The 18,758-nt window shown below is 66.8% G+C and carries 21 protein-coding genes; 14 read left to right on the top strand and 7 right to left on the bottom strand.

From position 1 onward, the window contains the following. The first annotated feature begins 143 nt into the window (after positions 1-143). From LCM32_RS02610 to LCM32_RS02625, 4 genes are all read left to right on the top strand, one after another. Positions 144-497 (top strand): cyclophilin-like fold protein, encoded by a 354-nt coding sequence (locus tag LCM32_RS02610; RefSeq protein WP_224819492.1) that lies wholly within the window; start codon positions 144-146, stop codon positions 495-497. A gap of 160 nt (positions 498-657) precedes the next feature. Beyond that, on the top strand, positions 658-1,608 hold the full coding sequence (locus LCM32_RS02615) for an alpha/beta hydrolase (protein ID WP_224819493.1): 951 nt from the start codon (positions 658-660) through the stop codon (positions 1,606-1,608). A 120-nt stretch (positions 1,609-1,728) separates the two neighbouring features. Then, entirely contained in the window at positions 1,729-2,901 is a 1,173-nt protein-coding gene (locus tag LCM32_RS02620) for an MFS transporter (RefSeq protein ID WP_224819494.1), read from the top strand. A gap of 71 nt (positions 2,902-2,972) precedes the next feature. Beyond that, positions 2,973-3,410, top strand: coding sequence for a cyclophilin-like fold protein (locus tag LCM32_RS02625; protein ID WP_224819495.1), 438 nt, complete (start codon positions 2,973-2,975; stop codon positions 3,408-3,410). Between the two features lie 74 nt (positions 3,411-3,484). Here LCM32_RS02625 and LCM32_RS02630 read toward each other — a convergent pair whose 3' ends face one another. From LCM32_RS02630 to LCM32_RS02640, 3 genes are all read right to left on the bottom strand, one after another. Then, entirely contained in the window at positions 3,485-4,255 is a 771-nt protein-coding gene (locus LCM32_RS02630) for an SDR family NAD(P)-dependent oxidoreductase (protein ID WP_224819496.1), read from the bottom strand. A 55-nt stretch (positions 4,256-4,310) separates the two neighbouring features. Further along, positions 4,311-4,700, bottom strand: a complete 390-nt coding sequence (locus LCM32_RS02635; protein WP_224819497.1) for a DUF2255 family protein — start codon at positions 4,698-4,700, stop codon at positions 4,311-4,313. A 168-nt stretch (positions 4,701-4,868) separates the two neighbouring features. Next, positions 4,869-5,060, bottom strand: a complete 192-nt coding sequence (locus tag LCM32_RS02640; RefSeq protein WP_224819498.1) for a hypothetical protein — start codon at positions 5,058-5,060, stop codon at positions 4,869-4,871. Positions 5,061-5,155: 95 nt separating this feature from the next. Between LCM32_RS02640 and LCM32_RS02645 the strand changes: the two genes are divergently transcribed. Then, complete coding sequence (locus LCM32_RS02645) at positions 5,156-7,018, top strand: heavy metal translocating P-type ATPase (protein ID WP_224819499.1); 1,863 nt, start codon at positions 5,156-5,158, stop codon at positions 7,016-7,018. Between the two features lie 97 nt (positions 7,019-7,115). Here LCM32_RS02645 and LCM32_RS02650 read toward each other — a convergent pair whose 3' ends face one another. From LCM32_RS02650 to LCM32_RS02665, 4 genes are all read right to left on the bottom strand, one after another. Further along, the gene (locus LCM32_RS02650; RefSeq protein ID WP_224819500.1) at positions 7,116-7,634 is read right to left on the bottom strand and encodes a flavin reductase family protein; all 519 of its coding nucleotides are present in this window, start codon (positions 7,632-7,634) and stop codon (positions 7,116-7,118) included. Further along, entirely contained in the window at positions 7,631-7,969 is a 339-nt protein-coding gene (gene fdxA / locus LCM32_RS02655; RefSeq protein ID WP_222493106.1) for a ferredoxin FdxA, read from the bottom strand. Before fdxA ends, LCM32_RS02650 begins: the two co-directional genes overlap by 4 nt. Positions 7,970-8,028: 59 nt before the next feature. Continuing rightward, on the bottom strand, positions 8,029-8,631 hold the full coding sequence (locus LCM32_RS02660) for a superoxide dismutase (protein WP_224819501.1): 603 nt from the start codon (positions 8,629-8,631) through the stop codon (positions 8,029-8,031). Positions 8,632-8,910: 279 nt separating this feature from the next. Further along, complete coding sequence (locus tag LCM32_RS02665; RefSeq protein WP_224819502.1) at positions 8,911-9,804, bottom strand: LysR family transcriptional regulator; 894 nt, start codon at positions 9,802-9,804, stop codon at positions 8,911-8,913. Between the two features lie 188 nt (positions 9,805-9,992). On the opposite strand from LCM32_RS02665, the gene LCM32_RS02670 reads away from it, so the two are divergent. The 9 genes from LCM32_RS02670 to LCM32_RS02710 all read left to right on the top strand — a co-directional run bounded on the left by LCM32_RS02670 (position 9,993) and on the right by LCM32_RS02710 (position 18,672). Beyond that, complete coding sequence (locus LCM32_RS02670; protein WP_224819503.1) at positions 9,993-11,003, top strand: hydroxyacid dehydrogenase; 1,011 nt, start codon at positions 9,993-9,995, stop codon at positions 11,001-11,003. A gap of 3 nt (positions 11,004-11,006) precedes the next feature. Beyond that, positions 11,007-11,687: an RraA family protein gene (locus tag LCM32_RS02675; protein ID WP_224819504.1), complete on the top strand. Its 681-nt coding sequence runs from the start codon at positions 11,007-11,009 to the stop codon at positions 11,685-11,687. 43 nt (positions 11,688-11,730) lie between these two features. After that, positions 11,731-12,684: a Bug family tripartite tricarboxylate transporter substrate binding protein gene (locus tag LCM32_RS02680; RefSeq protein WP_224819505.1), complete on the top strand. Its 954-nt coding sequence runs from the start codon at positions 11,731-11,733 to the stop codon at positions 12,682-12,684. 137 nt (positions 12,685-12,821) lie between these two features. Beyond that, positions 12,822-13,283 carry a tripartite tricarboxylate transporter TctB family protein gene (locus LCM32_RS02685; protein ID WP_224819506.1) on the top strand — a complete coding sequence of 154 codons (462 nt, stop codon included), beginning with the start codon at positions 12,822-12,824 and terminating at the stop codon, positions 13,281-13,283. A 6-nt stretch (positions 13,284-13,289) separates the two neighbouring features. Beyond that, positions 13,290-14,795 carry a tripartite tricarboxylate transporter permease gene (locus LCM32_RS02690; RefSeq protein WP_224819507.1) on the top strand — a complete coding sequence of 502 codons (1,506 nt, stop codon included), beginning with the start codon at positions 13,290-13,292 and terminating at the stop codon, positions 14,793-14,795. Between the two features lie 147 nt (positions 14,796-14,942). After that, positions 14,943-15,917, top strand: coding sequence for a TRAP transporter substrate-binding protein DctP (gene dctP, locus LCM32_RS02695; protein WP_224819508.1), 975 nt, complete (start codon positions 14,943-14,945; stop codon positions 15,915-15,917). 1 nt (position 15,918) lies between these two features. Next, positions 15,919-16,428: a TRAP transporter small permease gene (locus tag LCM32_RS02700; RefSeq protein ID WP_224819509.1), complete on the top strand. Its 510-nt coding sequence runs from the start codon at positions 15,919-15,921 to the stop codon at positions 16,426-16,428. Position 16,429: 1 nt separating this feature from the next. Continuing rightward, positions 16,430-17,722, top strand: a complete 1,293-nt coding sequence (locus LCM32_RS02705; protein ID WP_224819510.1) for a TRAP transporter large permease — start codon at positions 16,430-16,432, stop codon at positions 17,720-17,722. Next, on the top strand, positions 17,719-18,672 hold the full coding sequence (locus tag LCM32_RS02710) for an SMP-30/gluconolactonase/LRE family protein (RefSeq protein ID WP_224819511.1): 954 nt from the start codon (positions 17,719-17,721) through the stop codon (positions 18,670-18,672). The genes LCM32_RS02705 and LCM32_RS02710 overlap by 4 nt, the downstream gene beginning before the upstream one ends. The last annotated feature ends 86 nt before the right edge of the window (positions 18,673-18,758 follow it).

Genomic DNA, 18,758 nt, shown 5'->3' on the forward strand with positions numbered 1-18,758 from the left:
TCCAGTGATGAGCTGCCTTCATGAGTGGTAGCGAGTCCTGGCCGCTTATCCCGCCGGCGGAAATGGCTAGATCCGTTCCATGCAGCGGCGGGCGGCGCATCTTCCCGTCCGCAGGCGAAGGAACCTCATGGAGGAAGCGCGACATGACCCGGATCATCGTCACCGTGGGCCAGACCACGTTGCACGCCACACTCGACGATACTCCCGCCGGGCGCGACTTCGCGGCGCTGCTGCCGCTGGAGCTGACCCTGTCAGATTACCACGGCATCGAGAAGGTCGCGGACCTGCCCCGGGCGCTCGACACAACCGGCGCGCCGTCGAGCTATGGCGCCAAGGCCGGGGACCTCACGCTCTACGCGCCGTGGGGCAACCTTGCCATCTTCTACAAGCCGTTCCGGGCCGCGGCGGGCCTTGTGCGGCTGGGGGCCTTCGACGGTCCCTTCGATACGCTTCTGTCGCAGGACGGCAAGCCCGTCACCTTCGCCCGGGCCGGCTGAGCCCTCGCCACTGTCAGAGGCGCTCCGGCGCAGCACCCACTCCCTAACGGACTCGACGGCGGCAGGTCTTTCTGCCGTCTCGGCCTCCGTTTCGCCAATGGCCCGGCTGGGCCGACACACAGACGACAGGGTCTCATCGAGGCCCGGGAAAGGACAGACCATGCCCAAGGCTGGCTATATCTTCGATCTCTCCGACAACGTCACCCGCACGCCGGTGACCTATGAAACCCGCTTCGGCATCGGCATCGCGGGCGATCTCTATCGCCCCGCCGATTTCGACGAGACGGCGCAGTATCCCGCGCTGATCATCGGCGCGCCCTATGGCGGCGTGAAGGAACAGGGCGCCGGCCTCTATGCCAACGAACTGGCGCAGAAGGGCTATGTGGTTCTGTCCTTCGATCCCGCCTGGAACGGTGCCTCCGAGGGCGGTGCGCTGCATCTCTCCTCGCCCGAGCAGATGGTCGAGGACTTCATGGCAGGCGTCGATTTCCTTGGCACCCGCGCCTTCGTCGACCGCGAGAAGATCGGTGCCATCGGCATCTGCGGCTCGGGTGGCTTCGCGCTTTCCGCCGCCAAGATCGACCCGCGGATCAAGGCCGTGGCCACCGTTTCGATGTATGACATCAGCCGGATGCAGAAGAACGGCTTTGGCGACACGATGACCGACGAAGACCGTCAGGGCCTTCTGAAGACCCTAGCCGAACAGCGCTGGGCCGATTTCGAGAGCGGCGATGCAGCGATGACCGACCGGGGCGCACCGCTGGATTGGGACGCCGAGGCGAACCCCGTGGGCGCAGAATTCGGCGCGTTCTATTCGCGGCCGCGCGGCTATCATCCGCGGTCGACCACGCAGTTCACCATGACCTCGACCCCGAGCTGGATGAACTTCGCCCTACTCGACGATCTCGACTGGCTCGCCGGGCGCCCGATCCTGCTGGTCATGGGGGACGAGGCCCATTCGCGCTACTTCTCGGAGGATGTCTATGCCGCCGCGTCGGAGCCGAAGGAACTCTACATCGTCGAGGGTTCGGACCACGTCGATCTCTATGACCGAATCGAGAAGATCCCCTTTACCAGGATCGAGACCTTCTTCGCCGACGCATTGAAATAAATGTCTTGAGACAGGGCCGGACGGCGGCCCTGTTCTTGTTTCGTGCCGGCCCACAGGGGCGTGCGCAGGGGCCGCTGGGAGGAGGGGCGGCCGTTCCATTTCGATGACCGGAGTCTTCCAATGATACACTCCTCCTCAACCTCCGTCGCGCTGCTGGCCATCGGGCTGGGCGCCTTCGGGATCGGCACCACCGAATTCGCCCCCATGGGGCTGTTGCCTGCCATCGCCGAGGGCATCAACGTCTCGATCCCGGCGGCAGGGCAGCTGGTGACGGCCTATGCGGTGGGCGTGATGATCTCCGCCCCCTTCATGACGCTCTACCTCGCCCGCTTCGGCCAGAAGAAGGCGCTGCTGGCCACAATGGGGATCTACATCCTCGGCAACCTGCTTTCGGCGCTGGCCCCTGAATACTGGTCGCTCATGGCGGGGCGGCTGATTACCAGTCTCTGCCAGGGGGCCTTCTTCGGCTTTGGGGCCGTGGCGGCCACCAGCCTCGTCCCCCCGGAAAAACGCGCAAGCGCGGTGGCGATCATGTTCATGGGCACCTCGATCGCGAACATCGGGGGCGTCCCCGCCGCGACGTGGCTGGGCGAGGTCGTCGGCTGGCGCTGGGCCTTTGCCGGGACCGTGGTGCTGGGCCTGATCGCACTGGCGGCGCTGGCTATTGCTTTGCCGCAGGGCGCGCCGGGCCAGCGGCCCGACGTGAAGCGTGAACTCGCGACGCTGATCCGCCCGCAGATGCTGGCCACCTTGGCCGGTACGATCCTTTTTGCGGGCGGGTTCTTCACCGTCTACACCTATGTCGCGCCGATCCTGCAGACCATGGCCGGGGCGACCCCCGCCTTCGTGACCGTCATGCTGGTGCTGATCGGGCTGGGGCTGACGCTGGGCAACTGGCTGGGCGGCAAGCTGGCGGATTGGTCGCTGGACGGCGGGGCCGGGGTGGCGATGCTGGCGCTGGCGCTGACCTCGCTGCTGATCCCGCTGGCGGTGATGACGAAGGTCGGCACGGTGATCGGCTTCGTCGCCTGGGCCGCGGCGGCCTTTGCCTGTGTGCCTGCGCTCCAGATGCGCGCGATGCAGGCGGCGGAAGACGCCCCGACGCTGGCGGCCTCCATGAATATCGCGGCCTTCAACCTCGGCAACGCGGTCGGCGCGGGTGTCGGTGGCCTCGCCATCGGGGCGGGCTGGGGTTATGGCGCCGTGCCCGTCGCGGGGGCGGTGCTGGCCGGTCTGGGGCTCGCGGTGATCGCCGGTCTGCACCTGGGCCGCGCAAAGCTGGCCGAGCAGTGATGCAGGACCGGGTGCCGTGATGCGCCCGGTCTCCCTTTTCAGCGCTCCATTGAACCGAGGTGAGCAGACCAATGACCCTAGCCTTTACCCCAGACCGCCGCGCCTTTCTTGCGGGCAGCGCCGCAGCGCTGATGGTGCCTGCAACCGCCCGGGCGCAGGAGATGCGCCTGCGCTGCCGCTACGACGATCAGGTCGTCACCTACAGGCTGCTGGACAATCCAACGGTGCGTGACCTGCTGTCGATGCTGCCGCTCGATCTCGAGATCCGCGATTTCTCGACCAACGAGAAGATCATCCACCTGCCGCGACGACTGGACGAGGGCGGGTTCGCGTCCTTCGGCAACGAGGCACCGGGGGACCTGTGCTATTTTCTGGGGTGGGGCAATCTGGCGCTTTTCCATGGCGCCTATACCTTCCGCAACGACTTGATACGGCTCGGCCACCTGGAAGGGGAGGTGACGCCGCTGCTGCACAAGGGGACCTATCAGGTGCGGATCGAGGTCGTCTGACGGCACGCTGCCCCCGGTCGCAGAAGGGGGGCGAACATGCAGCGGGAAGCCCGGATGGGCTCCCCGCAATGTTCTCAGAGGAACTGGCCGTTGTCGACCTGGATGACCTGGCCGGTCACGGCGCGGCCCATGTCCGACGCGAGGTAGAGCGCCGCATAGGCCTGATCGATCGCCTCGGTCGAAGGGACGGTCGTGTTGGTGTACTTGTCCGAGAACTCCAGCATCTCGCCGCCGCCTTCCTGTTCACCGGCTGCCCATGCGCGTGCGGCGTCGGTGTCGGTCACGCCGGGAGCGATGGCATTGCATCGGATCTTGGTGCCCGAGAGGCGGATGGCGATGTTCAGGGTCATCGTGTTGATCGCGCCCTTGGTCGAGGTATAGGCCACGCCGCAGATCGGCTTGTTGCCGTTGACCGAAGAGACGTTGATGATGCGGCCCTCGTTGCGGGGCATCATGTGATTGATCGCCTCGCGGCAGAAGCGGAACGGCCCGACAAGGTTGATCTCCATGATCTTCGCGAAGTGGTCGTCAGTGGTCTTCTCGACCGCGTACATCTCGCCTACGCCTGCGTTGTTCACAAGGATGTCGACCTGCCCAAAGGCCTCGATCGCCTTGGCAAAGACGCGGGCCGGGGCGTCGGGGTCGGCGCTGTCTGCCACGAGGCCGATGGCCGTGCCGCCCGCGGCCTCGATCTCCTTCACCGCTTCGTCGATGGCGTCCTGATGACGCGCGGTGATGACGACATTTGCGCCTTCCTCGGCGAAGAGGCCGGCAATGGCGCGGCCGATGCCCCGGCTGGCACCGGTGACGATGGCCGTCTGGCCCTCAAGCATCTTGGATTTCATGGGAGTGTCCTCTTCTGTCTTGATGTTTGGATGTCGGGGCCCGCAGGCGCCGGGATCAGTCGGCGTGCCGCGGCAGAACCTCGACCGTGGCAGCGCGGCTGTGCGCTGAGATCATCGGCGCGAGGTATCGGCTGCTGGCGTATTTCCGTTGGTAGGCCGCATCGATCACCGCGTTCAGCGTCGCATCGGTCACCCGCAGGAAAGAGACTTCGCGGGTCTCGCCGGCAATGGTGAGCTGCCCGGTGCCCTGAGCGCAGGCGGCACGGAACCAGCTGGACCCGGTGCCGCTGTAGGCGCGGATGAAGAGCCGGCCATTGGTCACGACGGACCAGATGAAGGTGGGGGTGCCCGGCGTCACACCGTCCGGGCGGTGCGGTGCGACGCGGACATCATCCGCCGTCGAGAAGATCGCGGCTTCTTCCGCTGTCCATGCGTTCCGGCTCATCGCTGCGTCCCTCTGGGGTTGTTCCGACTGCCGCTTGATATGGGCGGGGCGGGAGGGGGGACTATGGCGGCCGGATGTCTGTCGTTGATGAACGGCGCTCATGTAACCGCGGGGCAGGCGGTGAAGCGGAACGGGACCGGGGCGCCTGCGCCCGGTCCCGGGAGGGGCTCAGCCCTTGGAGGCGGCCGAGGTTTCGATCCGGTTGAGGATCTCGTGCCGCTCTGCGGCCTCGGCAAGACTAGGTTCCATGCGCGATCCGGTGCGGATGTCCTGCGCCACCAGCGCGTACAGGTTGGCGATGTTCCGGGCGCCGGAAAAGTTAAGCTGGCCTTCGTAGACTGGCGCGCACGCAGGGCACATGTTCCGTCGGACAACGATATTGAATCCTCCGATGGAAACGGGTCGGATGGGCTCGCTCTACACGCGTCTCCCGCAATCATCAGAGGACAGGGTGCATGATCGGATTGGATGCGGATCGTTTGAAGTCGCTGATCCTGGGCATCTCGGCCGCGGGCCTGATTTCCGGGCTTACCCTGCACTTTGCGGGACTCCCGGGAGCGGCCGATTGGGTCTGGTTCGCAGGCGTCATCCCCGCGCTGCTGATGTTGATCATCGATATCGTGCGCAGCATCGGGCGGGGCGAGATCGGTCTCGATATCGTGGCAGCCCTCTCCATGACGGCTGCCCTGATCTTCGATGAAACTCTGGCGGCCGCCGTGGTTGCGGTGATGTATTCGGGCGGAACCTTTCTCGAGAGCTACGCCGAGGGAAGAGCCAGCCGCGAGATGCAGGCCCTCCTGTCCCACGTGCCGCGCACAGCGATCCGGCACCGCAATGGCGGGTTGGAAGAGGTCCCGTTGGATGAGATTGCACCCGACGACCGCTTGCTGATCCGGCAAGGTGACGTTGTTCCGGTCGATGGCACCATCGCCTCCAAAGCCGCCTTTCTCGACACCGCTGCCCTGACCGGTGAGTCCTTGCCGGCACGATTGTCCCTTGGTGATCAGGTGATGAGCGGCTCAACCAACGCGGGCGAGGCGTTCGACCTCACTGCGACACATGTCGCGGCGGAAAGCACCTATGCAGGCATCATCAGGCTGGTCGAGGAAGCGCAGCGCTCCAAGGCGCCGATGTCTCGGCTGGCCGACCGCTGGTCGCTCGGCTTTCTGCTTGTGACCCTTGCCATCGCGACGGGCGCCTGGTGGTTCACAGGCGATCCGGTCCGCGCGGTCGCGGTTCTGGTTGTGGCCACCCCATGCCCATTGATCCTCGCCGTGCCGGTCGCGCTTGTCGCGGGTATGTCGCGGGCGGCGCACTTCGGGGTGCTCGTCAAGGGGGCGAAGCCTCTCGAGACCATGGCTGGTGTCCGCACGCTGATCCTCGACAAGACGGGCACGCTGACGGACGGTCGGCCGCAAATCGTGTCCGTCGCGACCTATGGAGGCATGTCTGGGGAGGAGATCCTCCTGTTCGCCGCAGCACTCGATCAGGCCTCGAAGCACCCGGTCGCGCAGGCCCTCGTCGCGGCGGCGCAGGCGGATGGCGCTGTCCTGCCGCTGCCTGCTGAGGTCGAGGAGATCCCGGGGGAAGGGCTGGTCGGCAGCGTCGATGGTCACCGGGTTGTCGTCGGAGGCTATGCCTTCGTCGCCCGCCAGGCCGGCCATCCGGCGGAGAGGCACTCCGATCTGGATGCGGGCTCCGTTCTGGTTGCGGTTGCGATCGACGGAGCCATGGCCGGGCATCTCGTTATGTCCGATCCGTTGCGCGCGGGGGCGGCCGAGATGATCGAAAGGCTGCGCCACAACGGGGTCGCCCGGATTCTTCTTGCAACCGGGGACCGCAAGGAAGTCGCGGACCGCGTGACCCGTGGCCTCGGCCTCGACGCAGTCCATGCCGAGTTGTCGCCAAACGGCAAGGTGTCGCTGGTGGATGGCGAACGTAAGCATGGCCTCGTCATGATGGTCGGTGATGGCGTCAATGATGCGCCGGCGCTCGCTGTCGCCGACGTGGGCGTCGCGATGGGCGGCAGGGGGGCCGCAGCCTCTGCGGAAGCAGCGGATGCGATATTACTGGTCGACGAAATTGGCCACCTGGGGGCGGGGATCGAGATTGCCCGAGGCGCTCGCCGGATAGCCATGCAGAGCGTTATCGCGGGCATCGGACTTTCGGTGATCGGCATGATCGCTGCTGCGCTCGGTCTTCTGACGCCCGTGCAGGGGGCGGTCCTTCAGGAGGTCATTGATGTCGCGGTGATCCTCAATGCCCTCCGCGCCCTGCGCATCCGTCCTGCCTCGACCCCGGAACGCGAAACCCGATAAGGGCGGTCCGCTGCTGAACGTCGCGCCGGGCGCCGATGCGCCGCAGGCGGGGGCTCCCCCCTCCTGACGGGCAAGGGCGCTGTCTCCCCTCGAGGGATCACAAGGCGCTGACCGACCCGTAGCTGCGCTTGTACCAAAGCAGCGGTTTGCGGCGTGGGGTGCGGATGATGTCGCGCACCTGCCCGATGAAGAGCTGGTGGCCCCCGGCCTCGAACTGGCCGGTCACGGTGCAGTCCATCGAGGCCACGCTGTCCACCAGCCTGGGGTGGCCCGAAGGCCAGTCCAGCCAGTCGCCATCGAAAAACCGCTGCTCCGGCGGCAGCTTGCCGGCGAAGGCATCCGCCACGTCGTCCAGACCCTCGGACAGCATGGCGAAAGAGAAGCCACCCGTGGCGTGGATCACGCGGGCCAGCTCTGATGTCGCCGCGATGGAGACGAGGATCGTGGGGGGCGCAACGCCCAGAGACAGGGCGGCGGTCACGGTGCGGCCCAGGCAGCGATCCCCGTCGCGCGCGGTCACAACGCAAACGGTGGCGGCCAGCGTCGCCATGGCGTCGCGGAAATCCCGAGCGTCGGCGCTTTCGGGGTCCACCGGGGGCTTGGGCTGGGCCATCATGCGCCGTGCCCCGGATTGGGTGAGAAGTGGGTGGAGAGCTTGTCGGGCACCCCGTCCATCTCTGCGGCATCTGCGGGCGGTGTGCCGCGCGCCACGATGACGGGCCATTTCTCGGCCCATTCGCGGTTGAAGGCGACCCATCGGTCCATGTCGGGATCGGTGTCCGGGCGGATCGCCTCGGCGGGGCATTCCGGCTCGCAGACGCCGCAGTCGATGCATTCGTCGGGGTGGATCACCAGCGTATTCTCGCCCTCGTAGAAGCAGTCCACCGGGCAGACTTCGACGCAATCCATGTATTTGCAGGCGATGCAATTGTCGGTGACAACGTAGGTCATTTTGGCTCCATCGGCCGGATCGGACGCGCCCCGGGGCAGGCGGGGCGCATCCTGGCAGGTCAGGCGAGGTTGGCTTCGGCGAACTCGTAGTTCGCGAGGTTGTCGAGGAAGTTGCTCACGTAGTCGGGCCGCTTGTTGCGGAAATCGACGTAGTAACTGTGTTCCCAGACGTCGAGGCCGATCAGCGCGGTGCCTTCCCCGGTCGCGAGCGGGTTGACCCCGTTCGGCGTGTTGGTGACGCCGAGGGTGCCGTCGGCCTTCTGGATCAGCCAGGCCCAGCCGGAGCCGAACTGCCCGGTCGCGGCGGTCTTGAAGGCGGCCTTGAAGGCCTCGACCGAGCCGAAGCCCTCGACCAGCTTTGCCTCCAGCGTGCCGGGGATGCCGCCGCCCGTGGGCGAGAGCGCGTTCCAGAAATGGATGTGGTTCCAGTGCTGCCCGGCCTGGTTGAAGACGCCCGCACGCGCCGGATCGCCGTAGGTCAGCGCGATGATTTCTTCGAGGGTCTTGCCCTGAAGATCGGCGTTCTCCGAGACGAAGTTGTTCAGCGCGGTGACATAGGCGAGGTGGTGCCGGTCGTGGTGCAGGGCGAGGGTTTCTTCGCTCATGCCACGCGAGGCGAGGGCGGCGTGATCATAGGGCAGGGCGGGGAGTTCGAAGGCCATATGCGTTTCCTTTTGCGCCGAGGTGCGTGAGTCGCGCGCGCCTCGGAGAATTAAACAAGTAATTGCTTTGAAAAATATTGACGGCAATATGTCAAGTGATGACTTGGAATAAGGCTGGGCGGCCGCGGGCCGCGAAGGCGGTGCCACGCGGTCGGACGTTGCGAGAGGGGGACGGGGGAGGAGCGCACTGGAACTGGCCTTGCGCGGGGAGCGCCGCGCAGGCGTAGGGCGCCGTTGGGAGTGGTGGCGGCGCGAGGGGCCCGGACGCGGGCTGCGGCGCTACTGTGCGGCGTGGGGCACGCCGTAGTCCCCGCAGAGCGAGACGAGCATGTTGTGCATCTCGAAGATCAGGTTCTTGCGGGAGGAGGTCGTCCGCTCCACCAGCCCGATCTGGCGCGAGATTTGCGGATTGCCGAAGGGGATCCTGAGCAGGTTGCGGCCCTCGGGGGCGTTGAGGGCGGCATGAGGCGCGACCGACACGCCCAGGCCCTGATGCACGCAGGTGACGATGGAGCCGATGGTGTCGATCTGCGCCACGTCCTTCGTTACCACGCCAAGCCGGGAGAGTTCGGTGTCGATCAGGTTGGCCAGCGGCACCGCGCTCTGGAACCGCACGTAGGGCATCGTGTTCAGCAGGTCGATGGCGCTGCGCTCAGGGGTGCCCGGCGGGGCGATCAGCCAGAGCGGCTCCTTCAGGAAGGGCGACCACCGCAGCGCATTGGGGAAACCGACGTGTTCGGCGACCACCGCCGCGTCGAGACGGCCCGCTGCCACATCCGCGATCAGCGTCGTGGAGAGCGAGACCCGCAGGTTCACCTTCAGCTTGGGATGCTTCGTGCGCATCTGGACCACCGCCTGCGGCAGCAGGTTGAGCGCGCTGGAGCGGACCGAGCCAAGCATCAGCGTGCCGGCGATCTGATCGCCGCGCAGGCTGGCCTTCGCGTCTTCTTCCCGCTGGAGAATATCCCGCGCCATATCAAGTACCTGCATTCCATGGGGGGTCAGCTTGGGCGGGCGGGAGCTGCGGTCGAAAAGGGTGATCGCCAGCTCCTGCTCCAGCGCGTGGATCTGCTGGCTGACGGCCGAGGGCGTCAGCCCCACGATCCCCGCCGCCCGGGCAAAGGTGCCATGGGAGTGGATGGCGACAAGGGTCCTGAGCTGGCGGATGTCCATCGATTGATCCAGTTTTTCTAAATGTGTGAAGCAATATTAATCGCTGTCGTGCAGAGTTTCTATCCCCTACACATGTTGGACACGGAGGAGGTGTTCCGCGCCAAGCTGGGAGGCTGGTCGGGGATCCCTGAGAAACGACAACCGCTGCACGCGTCCCGTCTCGCGGGACGTCACTGGAGACCTGCGCGATGAGCAAGACCATCCTTGTAACCGGCCCTGACCTTGCCCCGGCGGCACGGCAACTGGCCGAAGACCATGGCTACGCACTGGTGCATACCCCTCCCTACGCCGATGCGGCGGTGATCGCGGAGTGCATGGTCTCCTCGGGCGCGGTCGGCATCGTGTCGCGGATGGGGCGGATCGACGCCTCGGTCATGGATGCGGCGCCGCAGCTCAAGGTGATCTCGAAACACGGGGTGGGCGTCGACAACATCGACACTGCGGCCGCTGCGGAGCGGGGCATCCCGGTGCTGGTCGCCACGGGTGCGAACGCGGTCTCGGTCGCGGAACATGCCATCGCGCTGCTGCTTGCTGCGGTGAAGCGCGTGCTTCCGCTGGATGCCGGCCTGCGCGCGGGCCGCTGGGACAAGCCGGGCTTTCAGGGCCGGGAACTGGCGGGCAGCACCATCGGCCTGATGGGCATCGGGGCGATTGCCCGGGCCACGGGCCAGATGGCGGCGGGTCTGGGGATGGCGCGTATCGCCTATGATCCCTTTGCCCCCGACAGCGCCTTCGAGGCCGCAGGCGCACGGCGCTGCGCCAGCTTCGAGGAGCTGCTGGAGGGCTCTGACGTGCTGTCGCTGCATTGCCCGCTGACCGATGCCACGCGCCAGATCCTGAACGCCGAGGCGCTCGCCCGGATGCCCGCAGGCTCCTACGTGGTTAACACCGCGCGCGGCGGCCTGATCGACGAGGCGGCCCTGGTCTCGGCGGTCGAAAGCGGCCATATCGCGGGCGCGGGGCTTGATACCTTTGCCAGCGAACCGCCTGAACCAGATCACATTTTCTTTGCGCAGCCCAATATCGTCATGACCCCGCATATCGGTGGTGTCACGGTGCAGGCGAATGCCCGGGTCGGCACCGAGGCGCTGCGTGGCATCTTCCAGATCCTCGCCGGCACACCGGTTCCGCCCGAGCGCATCGTGAACCGTACCCTCATGGCCGCCGCTACGGCCCCCCTCACTTCCGTGGAGAAATAACCCATGCCCGCAGGCTTCCGCATCCTCAACCGCACCCAAGTCGCCTCCAAGGAGCTGGTCGCGGCCTACGCCAAGCTGCCGGTCGCCAACGTCTCCGACAGCATGTCGCGCATGACCGCCGCCGGTCCGACCCTGCGCCCGATGCACGCCTCGGGCGGCATGGCGGGCGTCGCGCTGACCGTGAAGTCGCGCCCCGGCGACAACCTGATGCTGCACAAGGCCATCGACATGGCCGTGCCGGGCGACGTGATCGTGGTGGATGCGGGCGGCGACCTGACCAACGCGCTGATGGGCGAGCTGATGCTGGCCTACGCGGTGAAGAAGGGCGTTGCGGGCTTCGTGCTGAACTGCGCGATCCGCGACCTCGACGCCTTCGTCGAGACCAACCTGCCGACCTACGCCGCCGGCGTCACCCATCGCGGGCCGTACAAGCACGGCCCCGGCGAGATTAACGTGCCGATCAGCCTGGGCGGTATGGTCATCCACCCCGGTGACATCATGATCGGCGACAGCGACGGCGTGCACTGCGTGCCCCTGGCCGAGGCCGAGGCGGTGCTGAAGAGCACGCAGGCCAAGTCCGCGGCCGAGATCGGCCAGATGAAGGCCATCGCCGAGGGCACCAACGACCGCAGCTGGGTCGACGCCGCGCTGAAGGAGCTCGGCTGCGAATTCCCGGCGGATTGAGACAAGACCACGAACAGAGCTACGCATGAACAGGAGGAGTAACATGCTGAAACTGATCCAGAAGGGCGCCCTTGCCGGCGCGATGATCCTCGCGGCCGGTGCCGCACTGGCGGAGTACCCCGAGAAGCCGATCGAGGTGGTCGTGGGCTATTCCGCCGGCGGCGGCACCGATGTGATGGCCCGCACCGCGGCGCCCTTCATCGAGAAGTACCTTGGCGGCGGGGCCAGCCTCGTGGTCAAGAACGTGCCGGGCGCCTCGGGCCAGATTGGGGTGACCGAGGTCGCGGGCGCCAAGCCCGACGGCTACACCATCGGCACGTTCAACCTGCCCGGCATGATGGCCCGCACCATCGACCGCGAGGCCGGCTATGACCGCGACAGCTTCACCTACCTCGCCAACGTGGTGAACGATCCCAACGTGATCGTCACCTCCAAGGACAGCGGCCTCGACACGATGGAGAAGCTGATCGCCGCGGCCAAGGCGGACCCGGGTGCGATCACCGTGGGCATGTCGAGCCTCGGCGGCGACGACCACTTCGCGCTGATCAAGCTCGAAGGGCTGACCGAGACCGAGTTCACCATCGTGCCCTTCAAGGGGTCGGCGCCCGCGCGGACCGCGCTGATGGGCGGCCACGTGGCCATGGGCATCCTGAACATCTCGGAAGTGGCCAGTTTCCAGGACGAGTTGAACCTGCTGGGGGTCGCCACCGAGGAACGATCGGACTTTGCGCCTGACCTGCCGACCTTCCGCGAGCAGGGCATCGACCTGATCAATGGCTCCATGCGCGGCTTCGTGGCGCCCGCGGGCCTGCCCGAGGACGTCGTGGCCAAGCTGGACGGCGCCTTCGAGCAGATGGCCGGCGACCCGGAGTTCCTCAAGGCCATGGCCGATACGGCGAACCCGGTCGAAGTGGTCACGGGCGACGACTTCAAGCAGCTCACCTCGGACCTCTACGACCTTGCCAACAAGGTCTGGCAGGAAACCCCCTGGAACTGAGCCTGACCTCCCACCGGCGGGCCCTGTGCCTGCCGGTGGTCCCTGACGCTGGGACATGCCGCCGGGGTATGCCGCTGCCGCGCCGCTGGCCGGCGACCGGCCCCCGCGCGTCCCGCCCTCTCTCACGGAGCTGACCCATGACCGAAGCGCGCCGGAACCGCCTGCTGAGGCCCGAAACCCTGACCGCCATCGGCCTGATCGTGGCCGCCACCGGTTTCCTGATCCCGACCTTCGACCTGCGCCCGATCTCGGCGCTTCTGCCGGCCGCCATGCTGATCGGCCTGATCGTGCTCTCCGCGCTGCTGCTGGTCTCCGATCAGCGCAAGGCCGCGGCAGGGGAGGTGGCCAAGCCGGTCTCGACCGCGCCGGGCCGGGTGATCGGCGCCTTCGCCCTGATCGTCGGCTACGCCGTGGCGACCGACCTGCTGGGCTTCTATCCCAGCACCATCGTCATCATCCCGCTGGTCTCCGCGATCTTCGGCTACCGCAGCCCGCTGGGCCTCGTGATCGCGACCGCGATCGTGGTGGGCTCGATCTGGCTGATCTTCGACTTCGGCATGTCGCAGGACTTCCCTGCCGGCCGGCTCTGGCAGGACTGAGGCACCATGTATTCCGATCTTCTCAACGCCCTGCCTGAGGTCTTCGGCCTCGCCAACTTCCTTGCCGTGATCATCGGCGTGATCGCGGGCATCGTGGTGGGGGCGATGCCGGGCCTGTCGGCCACCATGGCGATCTCCGTCCTCGTGCCCTTCACCTTCGGGCTGGAGCCTCTTGTGGCGCTCGGCCTGATGGCGGGCATCTACAACGGCGCCATGTACGGCGGTGCGATCCCGGCGGTGCTGCTGCGCATCCCCGGCACGCCTGCCGCCGTCGCCACCACCTTCGACGGCTATCCCATGGCCCAGAGGGGCGAGGGCGGCTTTGCCCTGCAGGTGGCGGTGGTCTCCTCCTCCATCGGGGGCATCGCTTCGGCCTTTGCGCTGATGCTGCTGGCGCCGCCGCTCTCCAAGGTGACGCTGCTCTTCGGCCCGGCCGAGGTGTTCTGGGTCGCCGTCTTCGGCCTCGCCTCGATCATCTTCCTGCTGGGCGGCAGCCCGGTGAAGGGCCTGATCAGCGCCTGTTTCGGGGTCTTCGTCTCGGTCATCGGGTCCGATCCGATCTTCGGCAGCGACCGCTTCACCTTCAACCAGCTGGAGCTGCTGGACGGCATCAGCATCGTGATCCTGCTGGTCGGTCTCTACGCCCTGCCGCCGGTGATCGACCTGCTGGAAACCCCGCTCAAGACCGGCGTCTCCGAGGACAAGCTGGGGACCGAACCGATCTGGAAGGCGCTGCCGCGCATGAAAGGGTTCTGGAAGACCTGGATCCGCGGCTCGCTGATCGGGATCTGGATCGGCATCCTGCCCGGCGCGGGCGGCTCCATGGCGGCCTTCATGTCCTACAACGAGGCGCGCCGTGCCTCGAAGCACCCCGAACGCTGGGGCGAGGGCGAGCCCGAGGGCGTCGCCGCCGCCGAGACCGCCAACAACGCCGACACCGCCTCGGCGTTGATCCCCGCGCTGACACTGGGCATTCCGGGCACCGCTGTTGCGGCGGTCATGCTGGGCGGGCTGCTGGTACACGGGCTGCAACCGGGGCCGATGCTCTTCCGGGACAACCCGGATGTGGTCTTCGGTTTCATGTGGCAGTTCCTTTTCGGGGCGATCCTGCTGGTCCTGCTGGGCGGTTCGCTGGCCACCAACAGCTTTGCCCGGCTGCTGAACCTGCCGCGCCCGCTGCTGGGGTCGATCATCATCGTGCTGATGCTGATCGGGGTCTATTCGATCCATGGCCGGATGTTCGATGTCTACCTCATGCTCGGCTTCGGCGCCGTGGGCTGGGTGATGGACAAGCTGAAGTTCCCGCTGCCGCCGGTGGTGCTGGGCCTGATCCTCGGCGCCTTCGCAGAGGAGAACCTGCGACTTGCCCTGCGGATCGGCCGCGGCGACTGGGGTGTGCTGTTCCGCAACACGACGAGCCTCGTGCTGGTAGCGCTGACCATCGCCGTCATCGTGGGGCCGGGGCTGAAGAAACGCATCCTCGACGCCCGCAAGGCCCGCACGGCGGACTGAGGCCCGGGGCCATGAACCGGCGGGGGGGCGGCGCGGTGCCGCCCTCCGGCTCCCGCCACAGGGCGGGCCACAGCAGACCCCCGATCCCCGGGCCAGCGGCGCGGGGCGGGCGACCCAAGACACAGACGACACCGGAGGAGACTTCCCATGAAACACGTTGTTCTGGCCACGACGGTGGCCCTCACTGCAACCACGACCCTCGCCCACGCCGACGACTGGACCGCCTATACCTATTCCTCGGTCTCGACCACGGCGGCGGTGAAGGGCATGACCCGCATCGCGGACCGCGTCGCGACCGAAACCAATGGCGACCTGAACATCACGCTGCACCTCGGCAAGACGCTGCAGATCGCCTCGGCGGACATCACGCAGGCGGTCGGCGACGGGATCGTCGAATTCGCGGCGGACTTCTTCTTCTCGGGCAATGTGCCGATCGCGCGGATCCTGAACCTGCCGATGCTGATCGAGAACGACGCGCAGTGGGCCAAGGCCTATGCCGCGATCGAGCCGACGCTGGTCGAGGCCTTCGCGGATCAGAACGTCGTCCTGCTGGGGGGCTACCGCTACCCGGAGCAGACCATCTTCACCACCTTCCCGGTGACCAGCCTGAGCGATCTCGAAGGCCACAAGATCCGCGTGACCTCGCCCGAGCAGGGCAAGTTCATCGAGGAGTTCGGCGGCGCGCCGATCACGCTCTCGGGCAGTGAAGTGCCCACCTCGCTGGAGCGCGGCGTGATCGAGGGCGTGCTGACCGCGAGCGCGGGCGGGGCGAAGAACTGGCACGAGTTCCTGCCCTATGACTACCGCTTTGCCGTGAACTACGGCAACTCGATGATCATCGCGAACGCCGATGCCTTCGATGCGCTGTCGGCCGAGACGCAGGAGAAACTGCGCAGCATCGTCGCCGAGGAAGGCGCGGCCACCACTGCCGACTTTATCGAGGACGAGAAGGTCCAGATGGCCTCGCAGGAAAAGGCCGGCATGACGATCACCGCCTCCAACGCGACCGAGGTCGCCATGGCGACCGAGACGCTCGCGCCCTACTGGGAAAGCTGGGCCGAGCAGAACGGCCCGGAATACGTCGAGGCCCTGAAGGTGGTGCGCGATGCCATCGGCAAGTGACATGAACGCCCTGGGGCCGGTTTCCGCCGGCCCCGTCTTCGATCTGGCCGAGACGCTGACGCGTTTCCTGACCGGGCTGGTGCTGTGCTTCCTCGTGCTGCTGGTCTGCGCCGAGGCGCTGCTGCGCGGCGGGTTCAACTACTCGCTGGGCTTCGCCGAGGAGCTGACCGGCTACTGCGTGGTCCTGCTGACTTTCCTCGGCGCCGCGCTCGCGCTGCGCCACGGCTCGCTCTTCCGGGTGCACTTCCTCTTCGACGCGCTCTCCCCCGCGGCGAAGACATGGATCGCACGGATCTTCGTGCTGGTCGCCCTCGTCATCTGCCTGACGCTGGCGTGGAAGACCAAGGACCTGATGCTCTCCTCCTTCTCGCGTGGCAAGTTCGCCCCGACGGTCCTGCGCACACCGTTGTGGATACCGCAGATGGTCCTGCCGGCGGGGTTCCTCGTCATCGGCTTCTTCCTGGTCGAGCAGCTGCTGCTCACCTTCCGCTCTTCCAACGAAAGCAACTGACATGGACGCTATCCTTGCTTTCGGCCTGCTCATCGGCCTCATCCTCGGGGGCATGTGGGTGCAATTCGCCGTCGCGGGCGCGGGGCTGTTCTACCTCTGGCTGCTCAAGGGCTTCGCGGGCTGGAAGGCGCTCGGCCTCGTCAGCTGGGGCGCGGCCAACAGCTTCACCCTTGCCGCGATTCCGCTCTTCGTGCTGATGGCCGAGATCCTGCTGGGCTCGGGCCTCGCTTCGCGGCTCTACAACGGTGTGGCGCCCTTCATGCGGCGCCTGCCGGGCGGGTTGCTGCATACCAATATCGTAGGCTCGGGCATCTTTGCCGCGATCTCGGGCGGCAGCGCGCCGACCGCCGCGGCCATGTCCACCGTGTCGCTGCCCGAACTGGGCAAGCGCGGCTATGACCGCCGCCTCGTGGCAGGCTCCCTGGCCGCGGGCGGCACGCTGGGCATCCTGATCCCACCCTCGATCACGATGATCATCTACGCCACCTTCACCGAGACCTCGATCGCGCGGCTCTTTGCCGCCGGGCTGATCCCGGGCATCGTTCTGGCGCTGCTCTACATGGGGTTCATCATGCTGCGGGCGCTGCGCAATCCAGCGCTCGCCCCCAAGGTCGAGACCAAGGCCACGCCGGCCGATCTAGGGCGTGCGCTGCTCGACATCTTGCCGTTCCTCCTGCTCATCGTTCTCGTTCTGGGCAGCATCTACGGCGGCTTTGCCACGCCGACCGAGGCCGGGGCCGTGGGCACCGTGGGGGCGCTGCTGATCTCTGCCCTCTACCGGCGCCTGTCCCTCGACCTGATCCGCAAGGCCCTCGTTCGGACCGCGACCATGAGCGGCAACATCCTCTTCATCGTCTTCACCTCGATGATCTTCGCCTATGCCACCGCGCTGTCGGGGGTGGGCGAGGACCTCGTGGCCAAGCTGGAAAGCGCCGAAGTCTCCAAGGTCGCCTTTCTGCTGATCATCATGGTGGTCTTCGCGATCCTCGGCTGCTTTATGGAAGGTCTGGGTATGATCGCGATCATCGTGCCGGTGATCTTCCCGGCGCTTCTGGCGCTGAACGTGGACCCGATCTGGTTCGGCGTCTTCGTGGTGATCCTCGTGGAACTGGGGCAGCTGACCCCACCGTTGGGGGTGATCCTCTTCGTGGTGGCAAGCTCGTCCTCCGAGGTGACGGTCGAGGACGTGATCCTCGGGACCTTGCCCTTCTTCGCGATCATCCTTCTCTTCATGCTGCTGATGATCGCATTCCCGCAGATCGCGCTCTTCCTGCCGGAGGTCACTTTCGGATGACGACCCATACCTATCCCGCCCCCGAGCCGGTGATCCTCGACGCCGAGGTCTTCACCGAACTGCCGCCGCAGCTGCGCCGTCCCGGCGTTCCCTCCTACTGGGCCGAACGCAACCGGCGCGGGCAGGCGGTGGACAGCTTCGTCGAGGGGCCGTCCTTCGACCGGGCGGGCAACCTCTACTTCGTCGACATCCCCTTTGGCCGGGTGTTCCGCGCCAGCCCCGGGGGCGAGGTCACGCAGGTGGCGGAATACGAGGGCCAGCCGAACGGGCTGAAGATCCACCGCGACGGGCGGATTTTCCTCGCCGACTACCAGAACGGCATCATGCTGCTGGACCCCGAGACGGGCGCGGTGACGCCCGCGCTTGCCGATTGCGACACCGAGGGCTTCAAGGGCTGCAACGATCTGCACTTCGGTCGTGACGGGACGCTGTTCTTCACCGACCAGGGCCAAACCGGGCTGCATGACCCCACGGGACGCGTCTATCGCTGGACGCCCGACAGCGGGCGGCTCGACTGCCTGATCAACACCGCTCCCAGCCCCAACGGGCTGGTGCTGGACCTGGCCGAACATGTGCTCTTCCTCGCGGTGACGCGGGCCAACGCGGTCTGGCGGCTGATGCTCTCGCCCTCGGGGCGGGTCAACAAGGCGGGGCTGTTCATCCAGTTCACGGGCGGGCGTGCCGGGCCTGACGGGCTGGCGCTGACGACGCAGGGCGGGGTGGTCGTCTGCCAGACGGGCATGGGGCTTGTCTGGGTGCACAATGCCCTCGGTCAACCGATCGCAGTGGTGCGCTCTCTGCGGGGGCTTGGGACGACGAACTGCGCCTTCGGTGGGCCTGAGGGGCGCAGCCTCTTCATAACCGAGAGCGATAGCGGCAGCATCCTCAAGGTCGATTTCCCCGAGGAACTGGGAATTTCCGGGGCGCCGATGTTCGCCCACGCAGACTGACCGGCGCGGGGGACGCCCGGGAATCCCGTCGCCAGTCATGGCTCCGGCGGCCCGCATGTCCCGCCCCTGGGCTTTTCGATCCATCA

It is taken from the genome of Pseudooceanicola nanhaiensis (assembly GCF_020171315.1).
Lineage (GTDB): Bacteria > Pseudomonadota > Alphaproteobacteria > Rhodobacterales > Rhodobacteraceae > Pseudooceanicola > Pseudooceanicola nanhaiensis_A.